This is a genomic window from Algicola sagamiensis DSM 14643, assembly GCF_000374485.1.
Lineage (GTDB): Bacteria > Pseudomonadota > Gammaproteobacteria > Enterobacterales > Alteromonadaceae > Algicola > Algicola sagamiensis.
Window position 1 is genome coordinate 291,342 of record NZ_KB894491.1, and the last position, 25,416, is coordinate 316,757.

Below are 25,416 nucleotides of genomic sequence, written 5' to 3' on the forward strand. Positions count from 1 at the left end.
GAGGAGTTATCAATGTTGAAACAGCTTAGCTGCTTTCTTGCCATTCTCTTATTATTGATGGGATGTGAATCAAAAGAAGAGAAAATCAAAAAAGCCATTGCGACAGAAGCGAATATTGTGGAAAGCCGCCTGTCACAATTGGAAACGGACCTTCAGGCCGGAAAAATCAAAAACGCGCAGACATTGACAAACTACGCGCAACAACTGTCTACACAATGCCCCGAGGCCGCATCAATAGCCCAAACCATTGCCCAAGATGCGACCCCACAAGGACCACTTTTTCAAAGTCTCAAAAAGCGTCTTCAGTCTGTGAAGGAAAAAGCGAACCGCTCTCTCCTTGGTTGGGAAGAAAACCTAGATGAAATTACTGCGCTCAAAGAAGCTGCAACCGCAGATGTTTTCAATGATGCACTATCCGACCCTGTCAATGTCCTTGCTGATATCTCTGCTGGAAAGCTCAACCGTATCAACGCAGTAAGCAAAGAAGATGATCTAGTTCTCAACCGAGCGCAAAACTTTGGTCCAGGTAGCCAACTTATTGGAAATTTGAACTACGGTGAATGGCGTCTGGAATCCAGTGGTCGTAGTTACTGGATTTGGAATAAAGACTACGCAGGTTTAAAAGATCTTGATGAAAATACGTGTCAAGACACCCCCCAAAGAACAACCTCCAGAAGTCACCATAATCGTCATTATTATGGCGGTGGCTTTATCTACTATAATAGCTGGGCACCCTATCGCAGCTATAGTTACTACCACGATTATGGTCGCTATCGTTATTCCAGTCCGAAGCAGCTTCAGCGCCAAAGTAATTTATATACAAAGACGAAAAAAGACTTTTCAACGCAAGGGAAACGCTTTTCAAGCCCATATGCCAGCAAAAAGTCTGGACAATCCCGTTTAAGCCGCTCCAGTTTTACACCTTCAAAAGCGGGGAGCTACTCAGGACGTTCCATCTATGGGTCAGGCAGCTTGAGAAACAGCTCATCGAGAACATCTCGCGGCCTTAGTGGCGGAAAATAACAGCGGATAAATGCCGCGTTGAATAGCGCGCATTCATGAACTTGATTTGAAATACAACGGAATAAAAAAATGATCGAATTTAACAGTGTCCAAATCTGGAATATGCAAGCAATGGCGGTGGACTTCGTCATTATCTTTATCCTCATTGTTGCACTTCGTTTGATGAAAGGTGTCGTATCCAATGTGCATACGACCGATGAAATTGCTAACCGGGATAATTTTGCGTTTGGTGTTTCCTTTGCTGGAGGGATTGCAGCCATCGCCATCATGCTCACTGGTGTCAGTGAAGGGGAAGCTGCAAGCTCCCTGATCAATGAAGCAATCAATATGACGGTCTTTGGCGTGATCGGGATCATCATGGTATTTCTAGGCCGGATAGTACAAGATAAATTTGTCCTTCGTCGTGTCGATATTCATGCAGAAATCGTCAAAGGTAACCTTGCAGCAGCCCTCGTTGATCTGGGTCACGTGCTTTCTGTTGCCATTATCATTCGTGCAGCAATGCTATGGGTTACCACAGAAGGCTGGATGGCGATACCAATTGTCGTGGCTAGTTTTGTGATTTCCCAGTTTATTCTTTTACTCGCATCGAAATACCGCGTCCGCTTATTTATCTCTACATCCGAAGATGAAAACTGTATGCAAAGAGCAATGGCAGATGGGCACTCTGCGCTCAGCCTTCGTTATGCGGGTTACCTCATTGGTACTTCTCTTGCGATTACAGCAGCTTCAAACCTTATCCCGTATAACCCTGAGAGTATCGCACTCAGTGTCGCTTTTTGGGCTGCTGCTGCGATTATCATGAGCTTTATTTTTGCCCTTTTAAAAGGCATTGCTATGCGCGTGATACTACCGGGCGTAAACGTCTCTGATGAGGTTGATCGCCAGCACAATATCGGTGTTTCTGCCATTGAAGTTGCTGTTGCTCTGGCAATTGGTTTGTCTTTCGTGACGCTTTTGGCTTGATCACATGAGTCATACCATTCAAACAGGTGCAACGAATACCCATTCAAAACTACAAATCTTGATCCATGATACCGTGCTTATCGGTATCATGGCTGTACTTGCTGCCTGTGGCCTGATTTACGAATACCTTCTATCCAATTATGCCGGGCGAGTTTTAGGCACAGTTGAAACAGCAATTTATGCCATGATTGGCATCATGATTGTCTCAATGGGGATTGGCGCTTTTACTGCCCGTATTTTTAAAAACCCTTTTTCTGCTTTTGCTTGGCTAGAATGCCTCATTGCACTGATAGGCGTCACCTCCACCCTTGTGATAGCGTTTATTATCAGCTTTACCTCCTCTCTCCCCCATTACATCAGTGAAGTCTTTAATGTCCCACAAGGGATGTTTATTGAAAGTGACTTCTTTGCTACCCTCGAGGAAATCGCGGAAACATCGCCTTATGTGATGGGATTCTTACTCGGTGCTTTGATAGGCATGGAGATCCCGCTGATTGCCCGTGTTCGCCAACATATCTACGGGGAATACCTTGAGAACAACGCAGGGACGATCTACGGCGCGGACTATATTGGAGCAGGCATTGGGGCTGCGATTTGGGTGATGGTTTTACTGTCCCTCCATACAATGCAAGCAGCAGCATGGACAGCAGCCATGAATGTTGTGGCTGGTTTGATTTTCCTATTTAGATATCGTGAACGGATCCATTTCCCAAGTCTCTTGTTATTCCTTCACGGTTGCCTCATTGTCATCCTGCTTATTCTTTTTGAATACGGAACAGGCTGGATCACCAATATGAGTAATATGCTCTATCGTGATCAAGTGGTCTATAGTCGCCAGTCTCATTATCAGCATATTGCCATCACAGAACGTGCGATCCCAGGGAAGCCAGATGTGATCACCGATTTATACTTAAATGGACGATTACAATTTTCCAGTGCTGATGAGCAGGTGTATCACTCTATGCTAGTCTATCCGGCAATGGCTGCATCCAGACGACATGATAAAGTGCTGATTATTGGTGGAGGTGATGGATTAGCCCTTCGGGACGTACTCAAGTGGTCACCACAGTCGGTGACGCTTATCGACCTTGACCCGCAGCTGGTTGGTCTCTTTAGTCGTCAACATTATCAAGAAAAACTTCAACTCCCAGAAAAAATACAACAGCGGTTGACCCAGCTCAATCAAGAGGCTTTTTCTGATCCACGGGTCAATACGATTTTTGGGGATGCATTTATTGAAGTGAAGAAGTTGGTGAAGGCACAAAATTATTATGACACCATCATCGTTGACCTCCCCGATCCGAGTCACCCAGACTTAAATAAACTCTACAGCGATCACTTTTATCAGCACCTCCGACTCCTTTTACAAGGTGATGGTGCACTTGTGATCCAGTCAACATCCCCCTATCACGCAAAGGAAGCATTTCAAAGTATTGGCAAGACGGTGAAATTTTCTGAGTTTAAACATGTCGAACAATACAGGCAGAATGTTCCATCATTTGGCGAATGGGGATGGACGATTGCAACAAAACAAGGCAAGTCTCCACGTGAACGGCTCATGGCATTGCGTCAAATGCCCATACCCGATCCCTGGATCACAAAGGAATTAATGATGGCAAGCTTTGCATTCCCGCTCGGCTTCTATAATGAACTCGATGCGGTCAAAGTAAATTATCTTGGCTCAAATACCCTATATGGATATCACCATAAAGCATGGCAACAAGATCTTTAAAGTTCCGACAACAAAAAATATTAAATAGTTTTTGTTGATTAACAGAGCTTTAACTTTAAAGCAGTAAAAAAGTTTAAAACAAGAGTTGACATATTATGTCTCTGGCGTAAACTACAACACATGACATAGCATGTCACATGAAATGAATGAAGGTGAGCAGAATGGATTTAAGAGAATTATCAATCAAACTTGCGGATCACGAAGTAGAAGGTGTTGGATTCGAGTCCTTCTTAATCGACTCTGATGAACAGGAAGTCTTGCAAGTCGTTGTTGAAGGTAATGATGAGTTACCAGTTTTCGTCACTCGAACAGATGAACAAATTCTTTGTATTTCATTCTTGTTCAATAAGACGGAAGTCAAAGATGGTGCAGCAGCTGAAGTCAATGAAAAGATGCTTGAACTTAATGTACCTGTGCCACTGAGTGCTTTTTCAATCATTGCTGATAAGTACGCCATTTTTGGTGCTTTATCAGTCGATTCATCATTTGATGATATCGCACATGAGCTTGTCACTTTATCTGACAATGCAATTGACGCGCTAGAAGCATTCGAACCCTTTTTACAGTAACAGATTATGATTGTCATTTGAGGAGAGAGGTATCATATGGGTATTTTAAGTAAACTTTTTACAGCTGTACGTGGTGGTGCTCGCGAAGCGGGTGAAGCGGTTGTTGATATGAACGCGATTCGCATCTTTGAGCAAGAAATCGTTGATGCCAGAAACGCTTTAGATAAAGCAAAACGTAGCCTCACAGAAGTGATGGCAAATGAGATGCAGACAAAACGTAAAATTTCTGCATTGAACGAAAGTATTGCTGAGCATGAAGGTTATGCAGCGCAAGCACTTGAAAAAGGCAATGAGCCACTTGCCCTTGAGATTGCAGAGAAAATCGCTGAATTCGAAAACGAAAAGGAAGAGCAAGAAGCAATCCTTGGTAACTTTACCGCAAGCGTTGCTCAATTAAAGAGCCAAATTAAAGAAGCAGAAAAAACGATTAAGGAAAATCAGCGTCAGTTGTCCATCGTCAAGACAACCGATAGCGTTCAAAAAGCAACAATGGCTGTGAATACAACATTGTCGAATAATTCATCGTCAATGTCTTCAGCAAAAGCGTCACTTGAGCGCATCAAAAAGCGTCAGCAAGATCAGGCTGACCAGCTTAAAGCAGCTCAGGAACTGCATGACGAATCATCAGGTGTAAACCTGAAGTCAAAAATGGAAGAAGCTGGTATCGGCGGCTCGAAATCAAGTGGTAGCGATGTCCTTGCCCGTTTGAAGTCAAAGCAGTAATTTCAATTCCGTTCTATAGCGCACGTGTTGATAACCGTGCGCTTTTTTCTTTGGGAGTTTCATTATGTTTAGCAAGTTGTTTAAAAAATCCAAACCTGTGAAAACCCTCTCCAAGCCAGCTGATTTGCAAGTCGGTGATATGTTACAGCTCATCGATTCTTTTGCACTCCCACCAGAATTAAAAGGCGCGACCTTAACCGTCACTCAGGTCAACACCTACGAATATGAATATGAAAACGAATTCGAGTTCGTGCTGAAAGGTCCAGGCCAAAGAAGTATATTCATGACCATTGAAAACGACGACGGTGAAGAATGGGCAAATTTCAGCATCAAAATCGAGCGTAAGGATGTTGATGAAATATTTACCCTTGAGCAATTCGCCCATATTTTTGATGACGAAGATCTGACAGAGATCGATACAAAACAGGTGCCTGAGAAGTTCGAACGTTGGTTGGATGACAGCTATAAGCAGTGTTCTGAAGTCTATAAGGGTTATTACCACGAGCAAGACTTCCGCGGCAGGGCGATTCAAACTTATGCGGGGGATGGGAGTGAGCCTTTTGAGGCATTTTCTTTAATGTCATCAGAAGAAGACTACTTTGTACACATTGAGATCTGGCCAGATGGCGATACGGATGTGTCATTAATGATTTGCCGCCCAGTTTCTGATATCGTTGACCTTTTTCCAGGGGATCCACGTTAATGGTCACTAAGACAGAGAAGTGGGAAAAACAGGAAAAGGCGATCCGTGCAACACAACTCGCCTTTGACTTAAGTGCAAATGTGCAAAAAACCATTAAGAAAGTCGCAATTGATGAAGATCTCACACCATCGGATATGATCCGTCAAATTCTTGGATTAGAAGTCAAGTCCAAGAAAACGAGACAGCGCCTATCTTTTTATCTCAATGATGATGAGCTGGCAGAACTCGCACAAAAGTTTGAAATTGAGAAGGAAGATAAACGTGCAATTAAGCAGCGGGTTGCTGAAAAACTAATCCAGTATGCAGCGAAAGAAAGCCCGGAAAGCTAACGCGCCCTAGCGCTTTTTTAAAAGGCACTTTATGAGTGCCTTTTTTATTGATTTTTCATTTGATTGTTGAATATGACTTTCTATTTGCTGAAGTCTACCTGTTCAAGTTTGAGAAAGAGTTCGATTCAACTAATACTCAAACTGGCTTTCAAACGCAAGATCTTGTTCTTCTATTGTCCCATCAGCATGCGTCACTATGGTGTGTAAATTCCAGGTCATTTTAGGCTCTGAGCAAGCACCAAGATAAAAATCAGCAACAAAGTCGCCATTATCTAATCGAGCAAACTGTAATGGGATACGTCCCATGTACATATTGACACCTTCTATGTATCCACTGACTTGAAATTCTTTCTTTGGTGCCAGTCCTTGAATAGAAATACGCTGCTTTGATTCCACCTGAACTGGATAGTCCGAAAGCGTATAGATGAAAGATGATTGTGAACAGGACTTATTTTTTTGCCAGTCACAAGTTGCTTTGTCTATTTCAGTCGCTGTAGAATGGGACGATTTCAAAGACAATGTATCGCCGCAACTCATGATAAAGAATGTCAGAAAAACACCTAAGAAATAACGCCACATAAAATTGATTCACTCCAAAAATTCGCAGTAATTCTACCGCTAAAGTTAGAAAAATGCGAAAAAACGCCTGGAGAGTCTACTATTTAAACAGGTAAATTGTTATAGGTCACGTTTTCACGGGTTTGTTCTATCTTTTTAAGAATAAAACCCTTATTATTCGCGGGCTAATTTTAAACCTCCGAATCAAGTGGTTTTAACAATACCAATTACATGAATTCATTGAGTACCTTTGTTGGATGCAACTTATCCAACTGACGCTTTTATTCCGCGAACTGTGCTAGCTGTCCGGAAAAATCGTCGTACGACGGTAACCATTGATTTAATCTGATTGGTATTTCAGTTCCACGCTACTTGATCCAAGTGGTATGGGCCTGTGGTTGCTTTAATCACAGGGTAGACATTAATGCAATCTTTATTGCTACGGAAGCCAGAAAATGAGCCAATCTATCGCAACTCATGCTGACTATAACTACAAAGTAGTGCGTCAGTTCACTGTCACAACAGTGATCTGGGGCCTTATAGGTATGGCCCTGGGTGTGTTTATTGCGGCACAGCTGTATTGGCCACAGCTCAACTTTGATGTGCCTTGGTTAACATTCAGCCATCTTAGACCGTTACACACAAACGCTGTTATCTTTGCATTCGGTACGAGTGCACTCTTTGCAACGTCTTATTACGTTGTTCAACGGACATGTAAAGTTCGTTTAATATCTGACCGACTTGCTGCTTTTACCTTCTGGGGATGGCAGACCATACTTGTTGCTGCTGTGATCACCCTTCCACTTGGGATAACAACCAGTAAAGAATATGCGGAACTAGAATGGCCAATTGATGTTTTAATTACAATTGTTTGGGTTGCTTATGCGATCGTCTTCTTTGGTACGCTCGTCATTCGTAAAACAAGCCATATCTATGTCGCAAATTGGTTCTATGGCGGCTTCATCATTACTGTTGCGTGTCTGCACATCGTCAATAGCATGGCAATCCCTGTATCAATGTGGAAATCATATTCCATTTATGCGGGTGCCGTCGATGCAATGATCCAGTGGTGGTACGGACATAATGCGGTAGGCTTCCTGTTAACAGCTGGCTTCCTGGGAATGATGTACTACTTCGTTCCAAAACAAGCTGAGCGTCCGGTCTATTCATATCGCCTTTCAATAGTTCACTTCTGGGCGCTGGTTTCTCTTTACATATGGGCAGGTCCTCACCACTTGCACTATACCGCCCTTCCTGACTGGACTCAGTCACTTGGAATGGTAATGTCCGTGATCCTATTCGTTCCTTCTTGGGGCGGGATGATCAACGGTATCATGACGCTGTCTGGTGCGTGGCATAAGTTGAAAAACGACCCTGTTCTGCGCTTCTTGATTGTTTCATTATCCTTCTACGGCATGTCAACATTCGAAGGCCCGATGATGGCAATCAAATCTGTGAATGCGCTTTCTCACTACACAGACTGGACCATTGGTCACGTTCATTCTGGTGCATTAGGCTGGGTTGCGATGGTTTCCATCGGTGCGATATATCATTTGATCCCGAACCTGTTCAACCAAGAGCGTATGTATAGTCACAAATTGATTGAGACACACTTCTGGCTACATACAACTGGTGTTGTCCTTTACATCGCTGCAATGTGGGTTTCTGGTATTCTTCAAGGAATGATGTGGAGCCAAGTCAACGAAGATGGTTCATTGACCTATACATTCATTGAATCTATCAAAGCTTCTATGCCGTTTTATCTCATTCGTTTCATCGGTGGTGTGTTCATCGTTGCTGGTATGATCATCATGGTTTACAACATGTTCAAGACGATCTATGCCAAAGAAGGCTCACTGAAAGCTAGTGCTGATCTACAAACTGCGTGATAGGTGAAGAAATGAGTCAAATGACAAATAAACATGAATTACTCGAAAAGAATGTAGGTCTACTGGCAATCTTCACGATCCTTGCAATCAGTATTGGTGGTCTTGTTGAGATCACCCCATTGATTTTCCAAAAGGATACAACGGAGCCAGTTGATGGATTAAAACCTTATACAGCACTCCAGTTGGAAGGCCGTGATATCTATATTCGTGAAGGCTGTAACAATTGTCACAGCCAGATGATCCGCCCATTCCGAGCAGAAGTAGAGCGTTATGGTCACTACTCTGTTGCTGGTGAGAGTGTCTGGGAACACCCTTTCTTGTGGGGCTCAAAGCGAACTGGACCAGACTTGGCACGTGTTGGTGGACGTTACTCCGATGCTTGGCATCGTGTACACTTGATTGATCCACGTGCTGTTGTGCCTGAATCAAATATGCCTGGATTCCCTTGGTTGGAAGACAATATTCTTGACGGCAAGTTAACGGCGAAGAAGATGGAAATCTTCCGTAAGTTCGGCGTTCCTTACACTGACGAGGACATTGCAGGTGCGAAAGCATCCGTACAAGGCAAAACAGAGATGGAAGCGCTTATCGCATATCTTCAATCTCTCGGCACGGCGTTAAAGTGATATGGACTACGGAACATTTCGCGGGATCTTTACGTTAGTATTAATGGTATTGATTATCGCTATTGCAATTTGGGCGTATAGCAAAAATCGCAAGACCGAATTTGATGATGCAGCAAATAGTATCTTCGATGAGGACGAGAAACGTTCCAATTCAGTAGCGAAAAACCAACAGGAGTCAAACAATGAGTAGCTTTTGGAGTGCATGGGTAGCTATTCTCTCACTCGGCACAATCTTTGGTTGCCTAGCCATCTTGCTATGGAACCTGAAGAACTACACCCATGTAAAAGAAGGCGAGTCCATGGGGCATGAGTTCGATGGGATTGAAGAAATCAACAACCCTTTGCCTCGCTGGTGGACCTACATGTTTCTGGCATGTATCGTCTGGTCTTTCTTTTATCTGCTCATGTTCCCAGGACTTGGGAATTGGGAAGGTCTTTTAGGTTGGAAGAGTTCAAACCAAGGGATCAAAAACCTGGCAGAATCTCGCCAATTGATGGAACAGAACATCGAAAATGATAAGTACGTTCACCTAGATCAACAGGTAAAATATGCTCGCGAGAAGTTCGATCCTATTTTTGAAGCATATGCAAAGCTACCGATTGAGAAGCTGATTCAGGATGATAAAGCGATGAATGTCGGTAAACGCTTATATCTTCAAAACTGCTCGCAATGCCATGCTTCAGATGCAAAAGGCGGCAACGGCTTCCCGAACTTAACTGATGCTGATTGGATACATGGCGGATCGTTTGACAAGATTAAAGAAACACTACTCTATGGTCGTAATAACCAAATGATGGCACTTGGTGCTGCGCTTGGTGATGATGGCGTTAAAGAAGTCACTGCTTACGTCTTGAGTTTAAGTGGCCGTACAGTGGATGATGATCTTGCAGCGAAAGGTAAAGCAAAATTTGCAGTATGTAGCGCATGTCATGGTAGTGACGGCAAGGGGGCACTTGCAAACAACCTGAAAGTTGTTGGCAAAGGTCTTGAAAAACCTGCAACTATGGGGCTGAATTTAACTGATAACGTCTGGTTATACGGTGGTTCTGAACGGGCCGTTGAAGAGACGATTCGATATGGCCGTATGGGTGTCATGCCAGCATGGAAAGATATTTTAGGAGAACAAAAAGTTCACCTTGTCTCTGCTTACATTTACAGTATATCTAGACAAGATGATAAGTTAGCCTTAAATAACTAATGGATTAAGCCCCTATAAAATTAGGGGCTTTATTTCATATTATCTACAGGTGATCATAAAAATAATTCAGCGCTTGTATCCACATCAAAATTTCTTATAATCAGCACATTTAATACAGGTAAGTCGTCAACTCATGAATCAACCTTGGTATAAACAGTTCTGGCCCTGGTTTGTTTTTATCCTGCCAGCAACAGCCGTTGTGGCAAGTATCAGCACTTTTATCATCGCTAACCTTAATCAGCCTGCCATGGTGATTGATGACTACTATAAAGAGGGGAAAGCCATTAATTTGGAACTTTCCAAATACCGTAAAGCACTTGAGCTTGGTGTTGAATTTCAAGCTCAGATCCAGCCGGACTCAATCTCATTCAAGCCGAAGGTGGCTTTCAAAGACGAAACTGCGCTGACGCTATCATTTTTCCACCCAACCTTGGAAGAAAAAGACTTTTCGATTCTGCTCACAGCAAATGCTGTTGGACAGTATCAGGGTATACTTGAAGAAAAACTATCAGGCCACTGGACGATTTATGTCGAACCGTTCGATAAATCGTGGAAACTTAAAAAAGAACTTTACCTACCAACAGACTCAAAATTTCAGATTGATGCCGTACCGAAGTTAAATCAATGAGCCTATCCTGTTTTCATTGTGGTGAATCCGTTCCAGATGGGTTTGATGTCACAATTCACTATCAAGAAACTGACCAGCCCGTTTGTTGCTTTGGCTGCGAAGCCGTTGCCAATACTATCTTGCAAAATGGCATGGAAGACTATTACAGGTATCGGACAGAAACAGCAGATAAAGCAACACAACTTATTCCAGAGTCGCTCAAAGAGCTGACCGCATTTGATGATCAGGAACTCAATCAAGCATTTCTTGGCCATCACGAAGGGTTGGATGAAGTCACGCTCTCCGTTGAAGGGATCAGTTGTGCTGCTTGTAGTTGGTTGATTGAAAAACAACTTGGACAGCAAGAAGCTATCACTGAAGTGAATGTGAATATCACTTCCCAGCGGCTTCATATCAAGTGGCATCAGGATCAATTGAAGCTCAGCGAAATCCTTCAGCAAATTGCCAAAATAGGCTATAAAGCTTATCCATTCCAAGTGAATGAAGAAGAGCAAATCAAGCAAAAACAAAATAAGCAATTTATCATGCGTCTTGGTCTGGGCGGCTTAATGACGATGCAAGTCATGATGATTGCGATTGCTCTTTATTTTGGCGTCGTCGACCCTAATCACGAAAACTTTCTTCGAGGTGTGAGTCTCATTCTCTCAGCACCCGTTGTGCTCTATGCCGCGCTTCCATTTTTATTCAGTGCGCTTCGAGCGCTTAGAGCACGCCACTTGAATATGGATGTTCCTGTCAGTATTGCCATCTATGGGGCTTTCGCTGCAAGTGCCTGGGCAACCTTTCAAGGAAAAGGAGAAGTTTATTTCGAATCTGTATGCATGTTCACTTTTCTCCTGCTTCTTGGCAAATATCTAGAATTTCGGACCCGACTCCAAGCAACCGAGATTTCAAGTAATCTGTTAAAACTCATTCCATTTTCAGCCATCAAGTTAACACCAGATGGTGAAGTTTCTATTCCAGCACAAAAACTCATCATTGGTGATGTCATTCGTGTGAGCCCTGGCGCCACAATCTCAGCAGATGGAGAAGTCATCGAAGGACAGTCATCAAATGATGAGTCCATGTTTACAGGTGAATTCGACGCTGTTCGCAAAATAACTGGCGACGAAGTCTTTGCTGGCGCGGTGAATCATGACGGTATTTTAAATATTCGAGTCAGCAAAGAACCGCAAGAACAACTTATTCGTCGAATTATTCATCTACAGGATCAAGCAACGATCGAAAAGCCAAGAATGGGACAAATTGCAGATAAGATTTCCGTCTACTTTGTTGCGGTTCTCCTTTGCATTGCAACGCTCACAGCAATTGGCTGGTCCATCTATTCGCCTGATGACGCGTTTTGGGTCACCCTCTCCGTCCTAGTGGCTACTTGCCCTTGTGCGCTAAGCCTTGCAACACCCGCGGCACTCACTTGTGGTACTTCTCAATTAAATCGTCATGGTATTTTGGTCAAAAAAGGCCATGTGATTGAAAGCGCAAATCAACTCACTGACGTTTGTTTTGATAAAACAGGTACGCTCACAGAAGGGGAAGTTTCATTTCGAGATATCCAATGTCTGTCTAATGATTACGATCAAGATGAACTTCTAAATCTCGCTGCAAATATTGAAACAGCATCTGAGCATCCAATCGCAAAAGCATTCCGCCCTTATCTCACTAAAGTTGAGCAATGTGAGCAAATCCAGTCCCATATCGGCAAGGGGATCACTGCACTATGGCATGGGAAGGAAGTCATCATTGGAAAACCAAGTTGGGTCGACTCAAATACCACGCTTGACGCTGATATTCTCATCAAGATTAATAATCAGCTTGTGATGCAATTAAAAGTCAAAGATGCAACCCGCGAGGATACACCTGCATTATTGTCTTGGCTAAAATCGAATGGGATCACCCCTCATATGCTCACGGGTGATCAACAAAAAAATGCGAACCGATTTGCTCAAGAAATGGGGATCTCGCATTACCAAGGTAATTGCTCGCCCGAGGATAAAGTGGCTTACGTTCAATCCCTGATTGCAAAACCTTTAAAATCAAATAAAAGCAGAGTTGTCGGCATGATTGGCGATGGTGTCAATGACAGTCCCGTCTTTAAATCTGCATCAATTTCTATTGCGATTGAAAAAGGCACAGATATAACGAAAACTGCGGCAGATGTGATCTTTCTTAATAACCGTTTAAGTAATATTCAAACCTTAATTGGTACTTCCCACAAAACAGTCCGGATCATGCGGCAAAATCTCTTCTGGGCTTTAGGGTATAATACTGCCATACTGCCACTAGCCGTCTGCGGCTTTGTGGTTCCCTATATCGCTGTTATTGGTATGACAGCCAGTTCACTGATTGTTTTATCCAATTCCCTCAGATTATTGAAGAGCAGGAAGACTGAAAAACAAGGGTTACTGAAACAATGAACGTCATTTACTTCCTCATTCCGGTTGCCATCATTTTTGTCATTTGTGCTATCGCGCTATTCTTTTGGGCCGTCAAGAGCGACCAGTTTCAAGACTTGGACAAACATGGCCATAGTATTTTATTCGATGATGAAGAAAAAAAATCGAATGAAAATGCCTCAATCACAGGCTCGAATCAGGAAAACGAACCAGAGTGAGTGGGGACTTACTTGCAGCATTTCTAGTTGGACTACTGGGTGCGGGGCATTGCTTAGGTATGTGTGGTGGAATTGTCGCTTCAATTAGTCTGACCTTACCAAAGACCAACAGCCATATTCAACGGATTGCTTTTCTATCAATCTACAATTTCGGACGGATCTTAAGTTATTGTGCAGCAGGTGCAATCGTTGGTGGCATTGGTGCATCACTGGTTACCCTTACCCATCATTGGATTTTAATCTTAAGAATGATCTCTGGCATTTTCCTCATTGGGCTTGGCATTTATTTAATTGGAAAACAAACCTTTATCTTATCTATTGAACGTTTGGGTAAACATCTTTGGCAGTACATTTCCCCGGTTGCTAAATTTGTACTCCCAGCGAAAAGCTTCCACCAAGTATTCTTTCTGGGTATGCTTTGGGGCTGGCTCCCTTGTGGTCTGGTCTATTCTACGTTAGCATGGTCCATTAGCTCAGGCAGTGCCTATAAAGGTGCACTGACGATGGCTATGTTTGGTTTGGGTACATTTACGCCGCTATTGCTCATGGGAACAGTCGCTGAAAGATTGACAACGGTGTTAAAACACAGAGTTTTTCGGTATACTTCTGGCGTCGTCGTCGTCTGTTTTGGTGTGTATACGCTCGCCCATGAACTTTATGTTCGTATTCCACTATGAACCAAATTAACGAGGTGCACTATGGGAGTGAAATCAAAAGTCCCGTTTAGCCCAAACTCTTCGCTACATTGTCAAAATTGCAGCCTTTCTCATTTATGCATGCCGTATTCTTTGTCGGATGAAGAAATGGCCAAACTTGATCAAATCATCTATCGCAAAAAACCCTTTCAGAAAGGTGAAATTGCGTTTGAAAATGGTCAGAAGCTTTCCTCTTTGTTTGCTGTTCGTTCTGGTTCATTCAAAACCTATACGATCAATGAACAAGGGGAGGCACAAATCACTGCTTTCCATATGCCAGGCTCCATCATTGGCTTTGATGCCCTTTCATCACAAGTCCATGTGAGCTACGGGGAAGCATTAGAAACATCAATGGTCTGCGAGATTCCATTTACAACACTCGATGAGCTAGCAGGTTCAATCCCCAAGCTACGCCAGCAGATTTTTCGTTTAATGAGTGAAGAAATCAATACCGATCAGCAAATGCTGCACCTGCTCAACAAAAAGACTGCTGAGCAACGCGTTGCGACTTTCTTCAGTAATCTCTCCAACTATTTCAACTCACGCGGGTTTTCTTCAACGGAGTTTCAGCTTTCCATGACTCGCAGTGAAATTGGTAACTATCTTGGGCTCACTGTCGAGACCGTCAGCCGGATCATGAGTAAGCTGCAAAAGCAGGAAGTGATCCATGCCCAAGGAAAAATGATCAAATTACTCGATTTAGAACTGCTTCAGGATACATGCGGTTCTTGATTGCTCATTTCTTGTCATGGAATTGCGCTTCATTGATTGGGGTGAAGCGCACTTCTCTGATTTACATACCTTTTTGATCTAAAACATCGCAAATTTTCTCTCTTTTTTATATAGTGTTTTTAGCGCTGGCAAATCTATCGTCGCTGGCAACGTCAAACTGTGCTAACTAAACTAATGTAAAGACTTCTTTGGAGAGACGGATGCGTACCTTTTCTAAGATCCTTGTCGTACTTGATCCAACAACTGATGAGCAAAAAGCACTTTCTCGAGCCGTTGAGCTATCAAAAAAATGTGGTGCAAAGTTAACTGCATTTATTGCCATCTATGATTTCTCTTACGAAATGACAACCATGCTTTCCGTCGCTGAGCGCGAAGCAATGCGTAATGCAGTAATTACAGATCGTGAAACGTGGATCAGTGATTTTATCGCACCTTATCTTGAAGAAGGGATTGAGATCGAAAGTCTCGTTGTTTGGCATAACCGCCCCTTTGAAGCCATCATTAATGCCGTAAAAAGTTCTGACTTTGACTTAGTTATTAAAGGCACACATAAACATGATGCGCTCAAATCTGTAATTTTTACACCGACTGATTGGCATCTGTTACGCAAATGCCCTTCTCCTGTATTACTCGTGAAGGATCATGCTTGGCCTGCTGATGGGAGCATTCTTGCCGCAGTGAATTCAGGCAGTGAAGAAAGTCACCATATTTCTCTCAATACAGAAATAGTCAATGAAGCGAAATACATGGCTGAACTCATCGCTGCCAATGTGCATATTGTGAATGCGTATCCAGGTACCCCTGTAAATATTGCAATTGAAATTCCTGAGTTCGATCCAAATCAATATAACGCAGCAGTCCGAACGCATCATGAAGATTCCACCAGTGAGATCGCTGAACAGTTTTCACTGGCTCAAAATCATATTCATGTTGCGGAAGGTCTTCCTGAAGATGTGATCCCTAAAGTTGCCGAGGATATTGATGCAGAACTTGTGATCATGGGAACCATTGGCCGGACTGGTCTATCTGCGGCACTCATTGGAAATACTGCTGAACACGTCATTGATCGCCTCAACTGCGATGTGCTGGCACTCAAACCCGTCGGGTTTAAGTGTCCAATTTAGGCCTGTTGAACTTTCGGAAATGCGCGCTGTTATTGATGAACAACCAACAGCCTCCCAATATCCGAAAATTTTGCGTTTAAACTTGTCATTGCTATAATACGCCGCCTTGAATGTGAGTAAAGGCGGTAAATTTTATGGGCAGCGCTGCTGAGGCAAAAGCAAAATATAATTTAAATAAACTCCAAAAACGTCTTCGTCGCCATGTCGGCCAGGCCATAGCGGACTTCAACATGATTGAAGAAGGTGATCGCATCATGGTATGCCTATCGGGTGGTAAAGACAGTTATGCCCTTTTGGATATTCTATTAAACCTCAAAAATGCCGCTCCCGTTTCTTTTGAAGTGATTGCAGTCAACCTCGACCAAAAACAACCGGGGTTTCCTGAGCATATTCTTCCTGAATATCTCTCTCAGCTGAATATTCCTTTTCAAATTGTCGAAGAAGATACATACAGTATTGTGAAGGACAAGATCCCTGAGGGCAAAACAACTTGCTCTCTTTGCTCACGCCTGCGTCGTGGGATCTTATACCGAACAGCGAAAGAGCTGGGGGCAACAAAGATAGCTCTTGGTCATCATCGGGATGATATTCTCGAAACATTATTTTTGAATATGTTCTACGGTGGAAAAATGAAATCCATGCCACCGAAGTTAATGTCCGATAACGGTGAACATATTGTGATCCGACCATTGGCATATTGCCGTGAAAAAGATATTGTAAAGTATGCACAAGCAAAGGAATTCCCGATTATTCCATGTAACCTTTGTGGCTCACAAGAAAACCTTCAGCGTCAAGCCATTAAGGGCATGCTACAGGATTGGGATAAGCAATTCCCTGGTCGTATTGAAACCATGTTTAAAGCACTTCAAAATGTTGTGCCTTCCCATCTAGCAGATACTGCATTATTTGACTTTAAAGATCTGTCACAAGTTGCTGAGGGGGATATTGCATTTGATGCGCCAGATGTGCCAAAACAACCCATAGGCATTGCTGAGCTTGAAGAAACAACTGAAACACCGAACCCAGTACAAGTTGTCGAACTGACTTAATCGCAGAGATTGCTTAAAAGGACTGACTGATGTCGATGGCTTTCACAGAGTCATCGACATCTTCTTTGGGGATAAAGCCAATCATATTTGGGTTTTCTGCGACCATGCGCTTCAACTCTTCACTAGTTGTTGCTTCCTGCAAAGGCGCTGCCTTTCCTGTAAATGCAATTCGTGACCAATGCGCACTAAATTGCTTTGGCTTTTTCTTCATCACATCCTGACTAAATTCTTTATAGGCGGATGTTGTTTTCTTCATAGAGACTGGCGTAATTTGTTCTCCATTTGGCAGAAATTTATCTTTCCCAAGAAAGATGCGCGCAATTTGAATATCCGTTAAAAGTTGCTCAGCTGTTGGGTGGACAATGATCACCACATCAGCACGTACGAATGTCGCAATTCCCATGATAAATACGAAACAATAGACCATGAGTAATTTTGTCAAACACAACCGAGCATTCATTCAGACCCTTCCTCACAACTTTTAGCGAGTATTGAATCAATTATAGATCAGTCCAACGTATCACGAACTCTCTCAGCTTCCTTGAAAAAGCAGCTATGCTCTAAACAGTTGGAATTGATTGGGAACTGCCTTGAAAAGATACTCACTTCGCTTTGGTATTCTCCTGATATTATTGAGCTTCAGGTGCGCCTCTGCACCATGCCAACACATCATTGTGACTGGCGACCCCAATTATGCACCTTTAACATGGCAGCGAAATGACTCGAAAGTTCGTCTCAAAGGTTTCGGTGTTCGAATGCTTGAAGATGCATTTAAAAATCAGCGGGTCAAGATCACACCATCATTTGAAGGTAACTGGAGTCGTGCGCTTGATTCAATTAAGCGTGGTGTCACCAATATGATCATTGTGCCATACAAAACATTGGATCGTTCCAAACATTTACAATTTATCGAACCACCACTTGCTCTGACGCAAATGACGCTGTTCTACCGCCGTCAGGAAAATGCATGGAACTATCAGGGATTGAAGGACTTATTTGGAAAAGTAGGTGTGGGTGTCCGAGGTCACAGTGGTGGTGATAAATTCGATGCTTTTGAGCAAGAAAAGATGGATGTTAAAAAGGTCAGTTCAATCGATCAAGCTGTTTTGATGCTCGCAAAAAACAGGGTCGACTATGCGGTTTTGGATCTTGTGCCTGCACTTGTACAAATTGACCGTCTCAATTTACAAACGAAGTTGGTTTATGTCCATACACCACTCAATCGTGAAGGGATCTATTTTGCAGTATCCGCCAAGGTTGACTGTCCAATATGGACAGCAACAATTAAACAATATCTGGAAAACTTAACTGAAGCGCAGAAACTGACGCTTATCCGCGATGCATTAATTGAGTGGCGACAAGAACTCGCAGCTGGAAACAAACAACACCCTTAAAGCAAGAAACCATCCAACTGGATGGCTTCTTGCTTTTTAACATGCTCATGATTGTCCGATTTAGAAATTCCCAGCAAATAAGTCGTCTTCAAACTTTTTATAGGTTCCGTCTTTGCGGATTTCAGCCAAGCCTTCATTAAATTTTTTCAGCAAGTCAGCATGATTACCAGCTTTCTTCGAAAGAATCAGGTGACCTGTCGTGGAACGAAGTGGCTTTCCATGCGTCGTCAATGTTTCTTTAATTGTGCTGAGTTTATTTTTCAGTAAGTCCCAACCGGTGATCTCATCCATCGGAAAGAGATCGATTCTTCCTGCCGCCAGTTTTTTAAAGCTTTGCTCATCCGAGGGTGTTTCAGAAACCTTAATTTTGCCGGCTTTTGCTGCAGCCCAAAATTCTTTGGTATAGGTATAGCCACGCGTTGCACCAAACTTAAATGCACCTAAGTCTTCAATATTTGCCCACTCCGGGATTACTTTCCCTTTTTTATGAAATAAAACTTCGCGGTGATCGGAGACTTTATCGCTAAACACAAAGTCTTTTTTTCGTTCCGGGTTGGTAAAAGAAAATGAGACACCAGCTACTTTACCTGCTCGACCATCCTCAAGTGCACGCTTCCAAGGATAATAGACAAACTCCACTGTCACGCCTTTTCGCTTAAATGCTTCTTTGATCACCCGGTTCACAAACCCACCATGATTCGCTTTTGCAGTGGTAAATGGCGCATATTCTGAGGCTGAGATTTTGATAGTTTCTGCATTCACTTGCATGGATAGCATCGCAAACGCAGAACAGATTACAGCAAGCAACATGTGTTTCATCGTACTAACCCTATTCGAAATCAAAAGATTAACTCAATAAGTCTTGCACATGTTTATAAAATGGCCATTTTCAGCCCGCTTTTAGCTTCTCCAGAGTCTCTTGAATGGAATTTTGGAATGGTTTGAGGTGGGACTCTAATGAAAATATAAGATCAGAAATTTGATCAAGCTCATGCGTTTTACTGGCATCTTCCAATGCCTGGCAAATTTTGTGAATACTATCCCCACCTAAACCCACCGAAGGGGACTTTAATTTATGCGCTTGCTTTCCAACAGCCGTATAATCCTGCTCTGACATGAATAGATAAATTTCTGAAAGTGTTTCTTCCGATGATTGCAAATAATGACCGAGCATCTCCATTTGAAATTCAACATCATCACCAACAATTTCAACTAAACGGTGAAGATCAACTTCATCCACTTTTAATGGTTGCTCTTTTTCTTCAAGCTCCTCATCGTCTTCAACCGTTTTTTCATTACTTATGGCCTGCTTGTTTAACCATAGATATAATACCTGGCGGAGCTTTTCGAGCTGAATTGGCTTCGTAATATAATCATTCATCCCAGCCTCCAAGCAGTTCTCTTTTTCTCCTTTCACCGCATTTGCGGTAATTGCAATCACGGGCAACGCATGACAATGAGGGTGATCCGTTGCTCGGATTTTCTGGACAAGCTCGTACCCATCCATTTCTGGCATATGACAATCAGTCAGTAATATATCGTACTTGGTGTTTAATAACGCATCGAAAGCTTGCTTTCCATCATCGACAACATCACAAGCGTAACCGATTTTCTTGAGCTGTGCTCTTAAAACATGCTGGTTAATTTCATAGTCTTCTGCAACAAGGATCTTCGTTTGTGATAAGTGCATTTTTGTCTCATTTCTTCCCTGTGGCGGCACTCTTGGCAAATCATCAAAAATAACCTGAGTATTTGCAGTTGAGAGTTTCGCCTCAATCGAATCTTTGAGCGCAACATAATCTAATGGCAAAACACTCACCTTATGGAAACCTTGCATTTGCTCTGGTAAAGACATCAGCACTTCATGGTCACGATATAAAAGGATGATTCTGGTATGCTGGCTACACTCTGTCAAAATGCTGAGTGCTTCTTCATAGTTTTCCTTCAAAATCGTTATATCGACCATGAGATACTCGATTTCGATTTGTTTTACGATGGAAGGTATTTCAGATAACAGGCAAGTTTCGATTTGGGCAGAAAAATCTTCGAGCGCCTTCCTAATTTCACCGTGAATATATTCATTTTGGATCACTAATAATGTAACTTTATCCTCCAATTGCCCTTGGAAAAATATACTGTGATCCTCTGGCGTCAATTGAAATGGAATATACAAAGCAAATTGAGTTCCTTTTCCTTTATCACTTGTCACCCAAATATCTCCGCCCATTGCTTTTGCCAAACGAGATGAGATACTTAGCCCAAGGCCAGTGCCACCAAATTTTCGCGTTGTGGAGCTTTCTTCCTGCTCGAAAGGCTGGAAAATATGGCTCAGTTTGCTTACATCAATTCCTATCCCATTATCTTCAACATAAAACACAACCCCATACACATCACCTTCCTGATCAAAGTTCTCCATTTTTAGTTTTACAAAACTATAATCCCGTTTCGCTTTCGCCGTAAATTTAATCGCATTGGAAAGTAAATTGACCAAAATTTGTCGGATTCGGGTAATATCCCCTCGCACGTGCCAAGGGATATCTTTCTCAATCAAGACTTGAAGGTAGATTTCTTTTTGTAAGGCACTCACTCTGAAAGTCTGGCTCAACTCACTGACCAACCGGATGAGATCAATACTGGTTTCCTCCAGATCTAAGCTGCCCGCTTCTATTTTTGAAAAATCTAAAATATCGTTAATGATTTCAAGTAAGTGCTCTGACGAAGACTGGATTTTATCAAACATTTCTCGATGAACCGGATCTTCAATGTCTCTATCTAACAACCCAATCATGCCTATCACACCATTGAGTGGCGTCCTAATTTCATGGCTCATCGTCGCTAGAAACGTCGACTTTGCTTTATTGGCAGACTCTGCTGTCAATTTTGCTTCAATCAACCCTTCTTCTGCTTGGCGTACTTCCGTAATATCAATGCCAAATAATAAATACCGTATCCCCTCTAGGTTATTTAACGGACTAAAATGCCAACGAATGATTTTTTGCTCCGCAGCCGTGATCTGGAATGGGCATTCTTCGACAAGTAAAACATCGTCTTCCAACTCCAATGAAAAGCTGGTCGATAAACGGGTTGCTAAGTCAGATAGTTTGGTTTGATTGAGGTTTGTATTTCTGAGTCGTGTTGAACAAAGCAACTCTTGGATTGGTCGGTTACTTTGCAACACATTCATCTGCCTATCAAGAATCAATACATAACCACTAAGCGTATCAATGAATGATTGAAAATAAGCATGCTCTACTCGGAGTTTTTTTTGTAGATGATCGCCTCTTTCTTTCAATGACTGATTTCGGACGAGCAACGCATGGATCTCGTCTTTCATCCACTGTAATCGATTATCCCCTTCATGGGGCTTGGAATGAAAATAGGACAGTAAGTCGGACAAGTGCCGATCGAAGTAGCGGTAAATCGCAGTTGCCGTCGTAAAAACACCGATGATCACAATGGAAATATAAATACCAAACATCCAATACTGGTTTAAGCCAAGCCATGTTCGATACGTATTTAATGTATAGAGGGCAACAAGAAGCGCTGAACTTAAAACGAACAAACAGAGCAGTGAAAAATAAAACGCGTCCTTGGCCTTTTTCATTTATGCTCCTACGACAAAGCGGCTCAGTTTTTCCAGCAGTTTGTTTTTCTTGACAGGTTTCACAAGATATCCCTGTACCTTTGCAACTTTCGAACGATTGACTGCATCCGTGTCTTTACGACCAGTCAACATAACAACGGGTGTATTGTGATTTCGACCTTCGGATCGCATATCTTCAATCACCGTGATTCCATCAGAGTCTGGTAATTCAATATCCATAAAAACAAGCTGGTAATCCTCACGACGAATTTTTTCCAGTGCATCCGTTGCATTTGATGCCGTATCAACTTTCATCGCTTCTTTCTCAAGCACACCTGAAACCAGCCTTAGGCACCAAGGGTCATCATCCACAACCAAAATTTTTGGTTGGTGCTCCAGTGTCGGTGGTTTGGGTTCTTTGGCAGCACTTCGATAAAGGTCGATGGTCGTTGATGTATGCTCGATGACGGCTTGAAGAAAGTCACAGACTTTATTTTCCAACTGAGAAATTTGTGGTCGAAGCTGATTATTTTTATACTGGGCAAGCACTTCGCGAACAACACTAATATCTACAAGCTCTTTCATATTCTGGTGACAAGGTAACTCAGATATCGCTTTATCTAATTGATCTTCTAATGCCGTAATGGTTTTATTGGCCTGTTTTTTCACTGCCTCCTTTTTATCTTGGCCTACTTCAACAATTTTCTGTATCGATTCATCATGGCAAGAGAGTGGTAACCTGCGACTAATGAGATCATATTCTCCAAGCTCTTTAAGCATCTGCTTCACAAGCGCTGACGGGCGATGCATTTCAAATAAGGGCTTTGAGATAAAATATTCATCTATCAAATCAGATTGAAATGCTTGATAGGCAATGCCTTCTTCATTCTTACGGCAACAGATGATCACGCGATGCTCAGCTACAATTTGATCGGAGCTGGAATCCAACAGCATATTATAAAAGTGAAGCGCATCTCTGATTGAGCGGTAAGATAGGAGGAGAACACGGGTATCTCCAGTATGAAAAGCTTTTCGAGCAACTGGGTTCCCTTTCGCCCAGAAGAAACGTTCTTGATAATCCCCACTGAGCTGTTTCGCAACAACTTCGTCATCATCCGGGTGCTCTGATACAAGTACGATATTGGGTTGTATCTTTTTTTTCACCACCATCAATCCCTAAGGCAAGTTCACATTTAAGGAACGATTTATTTGAGTGTAGTCCGTCCCGGATGCCTTTCCAAGCGATCAATTGTTTTTCGCATTCCCTTTGAGCTTACTGTATAAACCCTTGCTCGCATCTTTGTAAACCCGATCAATAAACCCTTCATTCTTCAGCTGGCGTAACGCACGATTGAAACTCGCAATGATTTTATCATTTCCCTTTTTCTTTTTAGAAAAAGCAAGGCTCCAAGAACCATCATGGATTGGTTTAGAATGATACACAACTTTGCTTCTATCTTCTGGTAAAAGGCGATTATGTACAATGTGTTGACCAACATAGAAGTTCACAACAACAAGCTCTGCTTGCCCACCCAACAACTTCTGCATACCATGTAATCCGGACAAAACATAAACTGGTCTAATGCGATTCCCTTCAACTAATGCGTCAAAACCAGGCCCATAAGAATACCCCTTAGAAATCGCAATCCGCTTTTTCTCAACATCCGCAAAACTATTCCACTGGAAATTTTTAGACTTTAAATGAAAAAACACGTTAGTTGTTTCTAATACTGGTTCGCTAAATACCATGTGCTTTTCACGTTTAGGGGTTTTCGCCCAAATAGCACTGGCATGAGCACGACCTTTCGTGACATAAAGGTAAGAACGTTGCCACGGGTAAAATTTCCACGCTGTGACCATGCCCGCACGCTGGAATGCCTCATTGATGACAACTGCTGCCGCACCATGTTTTGGTAAGCGCTCGCCAACAATGGGTGCCCACTCACCACTAGCAATTTTGATTTGTTCCTTTGCGACAAGAGTCTCTGCAGTGAATAAACCGCATAGCCACAGAAAAAGCGTGATAGCTCGATAAGCCTTGTTATTATTGTGCAGCAACGTCTTTCACCAATAATCGTCATTTTAGTTATTTTAGCTTAGACAATCTGGCTAAAAACCCCCAATAACAAGCAGTAAAACAATGAAGGAATTGAACAGAAGTGGATGGTGCAGTCAGAAACTACACCAACAAATAGAAATTGAATTATCGATTATAGGCGGCGGATATGAACCGTGACTTCTTCACGGTCGTGATAGAGTTGCTTTGCATGAACTTCATATCGCCCACCAACACTACTCAGCAACTCCGTCAATTTTGCCATATTATTTTCAACGCATTCGAAGCGTTTTTTCATGGGAAGCTTCCAGTTAAAGATGGCTTCCTGACACCACTCTCTTGCAAACCAGTCTGCCATCAAGTGGGTGACCCGCATTGGCTTCTCAACCATATCACAGACAAGCCAGTAGATATTCTTACGCACAGGCTCAAACTTAAAGCCATCTTCAGCAAAGTGCTTCACTTGCCCAGAATCCATCAACTTTTGATCCATCTGGCCATTATCTACAGCCGAGACAAACATACCACGGCGAACGAGCTGGTGTGTCCAACCACCGGGACATGCGCCAAGATCCACAGCCTTCATTCCCGAGGTGACACGATCATCCCACTCTTCTTTTGGTACAAACACGTGAAAGGCTTCTTCTAGCTTTAAACCGGAGCGGCTTGGTGCATCCGCTTGTTGCTTTAAGCGAGGTACGCCATTAAAGAATGGAGAGCGATTATAGGTATAGGAATACCCAACAAACACTGTTTGACCATCTTTAAAGAAAAGATGGATCACTGGCCTGTTTGTATTTTCTTGATTCGTTAACACTTCTTTTTTGCGCAAAGCATTGCGCAGGGGTACCGTGAACTTTCGGCAAAATTTAGAGAGTTCCTTTCCTTTATTCGTATCCGGATATTCAACAACGACATCACCGCAGAGTGTATATTCTTCAACGGCATCAAGAATTGGCGTGATCCGATCGTCTTGTGGCAAATTCGTGAGCTGATGTGTGATGGCGACAATTTGGCGAGAAAAAACAAGATCTTTGAGTGCCTGCTTCTTCGCAAGAACATCGACATCTTCTTCGTCAAAACACTCAAAGAGGACATACCCGGTGTTTTCTTTCGTACGCGCAAACCCAAAAATCTCACGCTCAGACGCTCGCTGCTGGATCTCAGCAGCACATTCTTTTTCAAACCCAGGTCGGCAATATAGGAGAAGCATTTGACGGCTCATAA

General features: G+C 42.7%; 26 protein-coding genes. 19 read left to right on the forward strand and 7 right to left on the reverse strand.

Annotated elements, in window-relative coordinates:
• Window positions 1-12 precede the first annotated feature (12 nt).
• The 7 genes from C505_RS0101330 to C505_RS0101360 all read left to right on the forward strand — a co-directional run bounded on the left by C505_RS0101330 (window position 13) and on the right by C505_RS0101360 (window position 6,045).
• The gene (locus tag C505_RS0101330) at window positions 13-1,023 is read left to right on the forward strand and encodes a hypothetical protein (RefSeq protein WP_018690797.1); all 1,011 of its coding nucleotides are present in this window, start codon (window positions 13-15) and stop codon (window positions 1,021-1,023) included.
• 69 nt (window positions 1,024-1,092) lie between these two features.
• Entirely contained in the window at window positions 1,093-1,989 is an 897-nt protein-coding gene (locus C505_RS0101335; RefSeq protein ID WP_018690798.1) for a DUF350 domain-containing protein, read from the forward strand.
• A 4-nt stretch (window positions 1,990-1,993) separates the two neighbouring features.
• On the forward strand, window positions 1,994-3,721 hold the full coding sequence (locus C505_RS0101340; protein WP_018690799.1) for a polyamine aminopropyltransferase: 1,728 nt from the start codon (window positions 1,994-1,996) through the stop codon (window positions 3,719-3,721).
• 161 nt (window positions 3,722-3,882) lie between these two features.
• On the forward strand, window positions 3,883-4,290 hold the full coding sequence (locus tag C505_RS0101345) for a YjfI family protein (protein WP_018690800.1): 408 nt from the start codon (window positions 3,883-3,885) through the stop codon (window positions 4,288-4,290).
• Between the two features lie 36 nt (window positions 4,291-4,326).
• Window positions 4,327-5,013 (forward strand): PspA/IM30 family protein, encoded by a 687-nt coding sequence (locus C505_RS0101350; protein ID WP_018690801.1) that lies wholly within the window; start codon window positions 4,327-4,329, stop codon window positions 5,011-5,013.
• Between the two features lie 64 nt (window positions 5,014-5,077).
• A complete protein-coding gene (locus C505_RS0101355; protein ID WP_018690802.1) occupies window positions 5,078-5,716 on the forward strand; it encodes a hypothetical protein in 639 nt (212 codons plus the stop codon).
• Window positions 5,716-6,045: a hypothetical protein gene (locus tag C505_RS0101360; RefSeq protein ID WP_018690803.1), complete on the forward strand. Its 330-nt coding sequence runs from the start codon at window positions 5,716-5,718 to the stop codon at window positions 6,043-6,045. The genes C505_RS0101355 and C505_RS0101360 overlap by 1 nt, the downstream gene beginning before the upstream one ends.
• A 129-nt stretch (window positions 6,046-6,174) precedes the next feature.
• Here C505_RS0101360 and C505_RS23350 read toward each other — a convergent pair whose 3' ends face one another.
• Window positions 6,175-6,624, reverse strand: a complete 450-nt coding sequence (locus tag C505_RS23350) for a hypothetical protein (RefSeq protein ID WP_018690804.1) — start codon at window positions 6,622-6,624, stop codon at window positions 6,175-6,177.
• 434 nt (window positions 6,625-7,058) lie between these two features.
• On the opposite strand from C505_RS23350, the gene ccoN reads away from it, so the two are divergent.
• The 11 genes from ccoN to ttcA all read left to right on the forward strand — a co-directional run bounded on the left by ccoN (window position 7,059) and on the right by ttcA (window position 17,156).
• Window positions 7,059-8,492 carry a cytochrome-c oxidase, cbb3-type subunit I gene (ccoN, locus tag C505_RS0101370; RefSeq protein ID WP_018690805.1) on the forward strand — a complete coding sequence of 478 codons (1,434 nt, stop codon included), beginning with the start codon at window positions 7,059-7,061 and terminating at the stop codon, window positions 8,490-8,492.
• A gap of 20 nt (window positions 8,493-8,512) precedes the next feature.
• Window positions 8,513-9,118 carry a cytochrome-c oxidase, cbb3-type subunit II gene (gene ccoO / locus C505_RS0101375; RefSeq protein WP_026317644.1) on the forward strand — a complete coding sequence of 202 codons (606 nt, stop codon included), beginning with the start codon at window positions 8,513-8,515 and terminating at the stop codon, window positions 9,116-9,118.
• A gap of 1 nt (window position 9,119) precedes the next feature.
• Window positions 9,120-9,308 carry a CcoQ/FixQ family Cbb3-type cytochrome c oxidase assembly chaperone gene (locus tag C505_RS0101380; RefSeq protein ID WP_018690807.1) on the forward strand — a complete coding sequence of 63 codons (189 nt, stop codon included), beginning with the start codon at window positions 9,120-9,122 and terminating at the stop codon, window positions 9,306-9,308.
• Entirely contained in the window at window positions 9,301-10,317 is a 1,017-nt protein-coding gene (locus C505_RS0101385) for a cbb3-type cytochrome c oxidase N-terminal domain-containing protein (protein WP_026317645.1), read from the forward strand. The genes C505_RS0101380 and C505_RS0101385 overlap by 8 nt, the downstream gene beginning before the upstream one ends.
• 133 nt (window positions 10,318-10,450) lie before the next feature.
• Window positions 10,451-10,945 (forward strand): FixH family protein, encoded by a 495-nt coding sequence (locus tag C505_RS0101390; protein ID WP_018690809.1) that lies wholly within the window; start codon window positions 10,451-10,453, stop codon window positions 10,943-10,945.
• Complete coding sequence (locus C505_RS21095) at window positions 10,942-13,359, forward strand: heavy metal translocating P-type ATPase (protein WP_018690810.1); 2,418 nt, start codon at window positions 10,942-10,944, stop codon at window positions 13,357-13,359. Before C505_RS0101390 ends, C505_RS21095 begins: the two co-directional genes overlap by 4 nt.
• Entirely contained in the window at window positions 13,356-13,556 is a 201-nt protein-coding gene (ccoS, locus tag C505_RS0101400) for a cbb3-type cytochrome oxidase assembly protein CcoS (protein ID WP_018690811.1), read from the forward strand. The genes C505_RS21095 and ccoS overlap by 4 nt, the downstream gene beginning before the upstream one ends.
• Window positions 13,553-14,233, forward strand: a complete 681-nt coding sequence (locus C505_RS0101405; RefSeq protein ID WP_018690812.1) for a sulfite exporter TauE/SafE family protein — start codon at window positions 13,553-13,555, stop codon at window positions 14,231-14,233. The genes ccoS and C505_RS0101405 overlap by 4 nt, the downstream gene beginning before the upstream one ends.
• A 21-nt stretch (window positions 14,234-14,254) precedes the next feature.
• Window positions 14,255-14,983, forward strand: coding sequence for a fumarate/nitrate reduction transcriptional regulator Fnr (fnr, locus tag C505_RS0101410; protein ID WP_026317646.1), 729 nt, complete (start codon window positions 14,255-14,257; stop codon window positions 14,981-14,983).
• A gap of 200 nt (window positions 14,984-15,183) precedes the next feature.
• Window positions 15,184-16,107 carry a universal stress protein UspE gene (gene uspE / locus C505_RS0101415; protein WP_018690814.1) on the forward strand — a complete coding sequence of 308 codons (924 nt, stop codon included), beginning with the start codon at window positions 15,184-15,186 and terminating at the stop codon, window positions 16,105-16,107.
• A gap of 134 nt (window positions 16,108-16,241) precedes the next feature.
• Window positions 16,242-17,156, forward strand: coding sequence for a tRNA 2-thiocytidine(32) synthetase TtcA (gene ttcA / locus C505_RS0101420; RefSeq protein WP_018690815.1), 915 nt, complete (start codon window positions 16,242-16,244; stop codon window positions 17,154-17,156).
• Window positions 17,157-17,169: 13 nt separating this feature from the next.
• Here ttcA and C505_RS0101425 read toward each other — a convergent pair whose 3' ends face one another.
• Window positions 17,170-17,616 carry a type 2 periplasmic-binding domain-containing protein gene (locus tag C505_RS0101425; protein ID WP_018690816.1) on the reverse strand — a complete coding sequence of 149 codons (447 nt, stop codon included), beginning with the start codon at window positions 17,614-17,616 and terminating at the stop codon, window positions 17,170-17,172.
• 130 nt (window positions 17,617-17,746) lie between these two features.
• On the opposite strand from C505_RS0101425, the gene C505_RS0101430 reads away from it, so the two are divergent.
• Window positions 17,747-18,550 (forward strand): substrate-binding periplasmic protein, encoded by an 804-nt coding sequence (locus C505_RS0101430; protein WP_169336983.1) that lies wholly within the window; start codon window positions 17,747-17,749, stop codon window positions 18,548-18,550.
• A 60-nt stretch (window positions 18,551-18,610) separates the two neighbouring features.
• Here C505_RS0101430 and C505_RS0101435 read toward each other — a convergent pair whose 3' ends face one another.
• The 5 genes from C505_RS0101435 to rlmM all read right to left on the reverse strand — a co-directional run bounded on the left by C505_RS0101435 (window position 18,611) and on the right by rlmM (window position 25,414).
• Window positions 18,611-19,369: a substrate-binding periplasmic protein gene (locus C505_RS0101435; RefSeq protein ID WP_083938199.1), complete on the reverse strand. Its 759-nt coding sequence runs from the start codon at window positions 19,367-19,369 to the stop codon at window positions 18,611-18,613.
• 70 nt (window positions 19,370-19,439) lie between these two features.
• Window positions 19,440-22,154, reverse strand: coding sequence for an ATP-binding protein (locus C505_RS0101440; protein ID WP_018690819.1), 2,715 nt, complete (start codon window positions 22,152-22,154; stop codon window positions 19,440-19,442).
• The gene (locus C505_RS0101445; RefSeq protein ID WP_169336984.1) at window positions 22,155-23,297 is read right to left on the reverse strand and encodes a response regulator; all 1,143 of its coding nucleotides are present in this window, start codon (window positions 23,295-23,297) and stop codon (window positions 22,155-22,157) included.
• Between the two features lie 81 nt (window positions 23,298-23,378).
• Window positions 23,379-24,191 (reverse strand): substrate-binding periplasmic protein, encoded by an 813-nt coding sequence (locus tag C505_RS0101450; protein ID WP_018690821.1) that lies wholly within the window; start codon window positions 24,189-24,191, stop codon window positions 23,379-23,381.
• A 152-nt stretch (window positions 24,192-24,343) separates the two neighbouring features.
• Window positions 24,344-25,414, reverse strand: a complete 1,071-nt coding sequence (gene rlmM / locus C505_RS0101455; RefSeq protein WP_018690822.1) for a 23S rRNA (cytidine(2498)-2'-O)-methyltransferase RlmM — start codon at window positions 25,412-25,414, stop codon at window positions 24,344-24,346.
• Window positions 25,415-25,416: the final 2 nt, after the last annotated feature.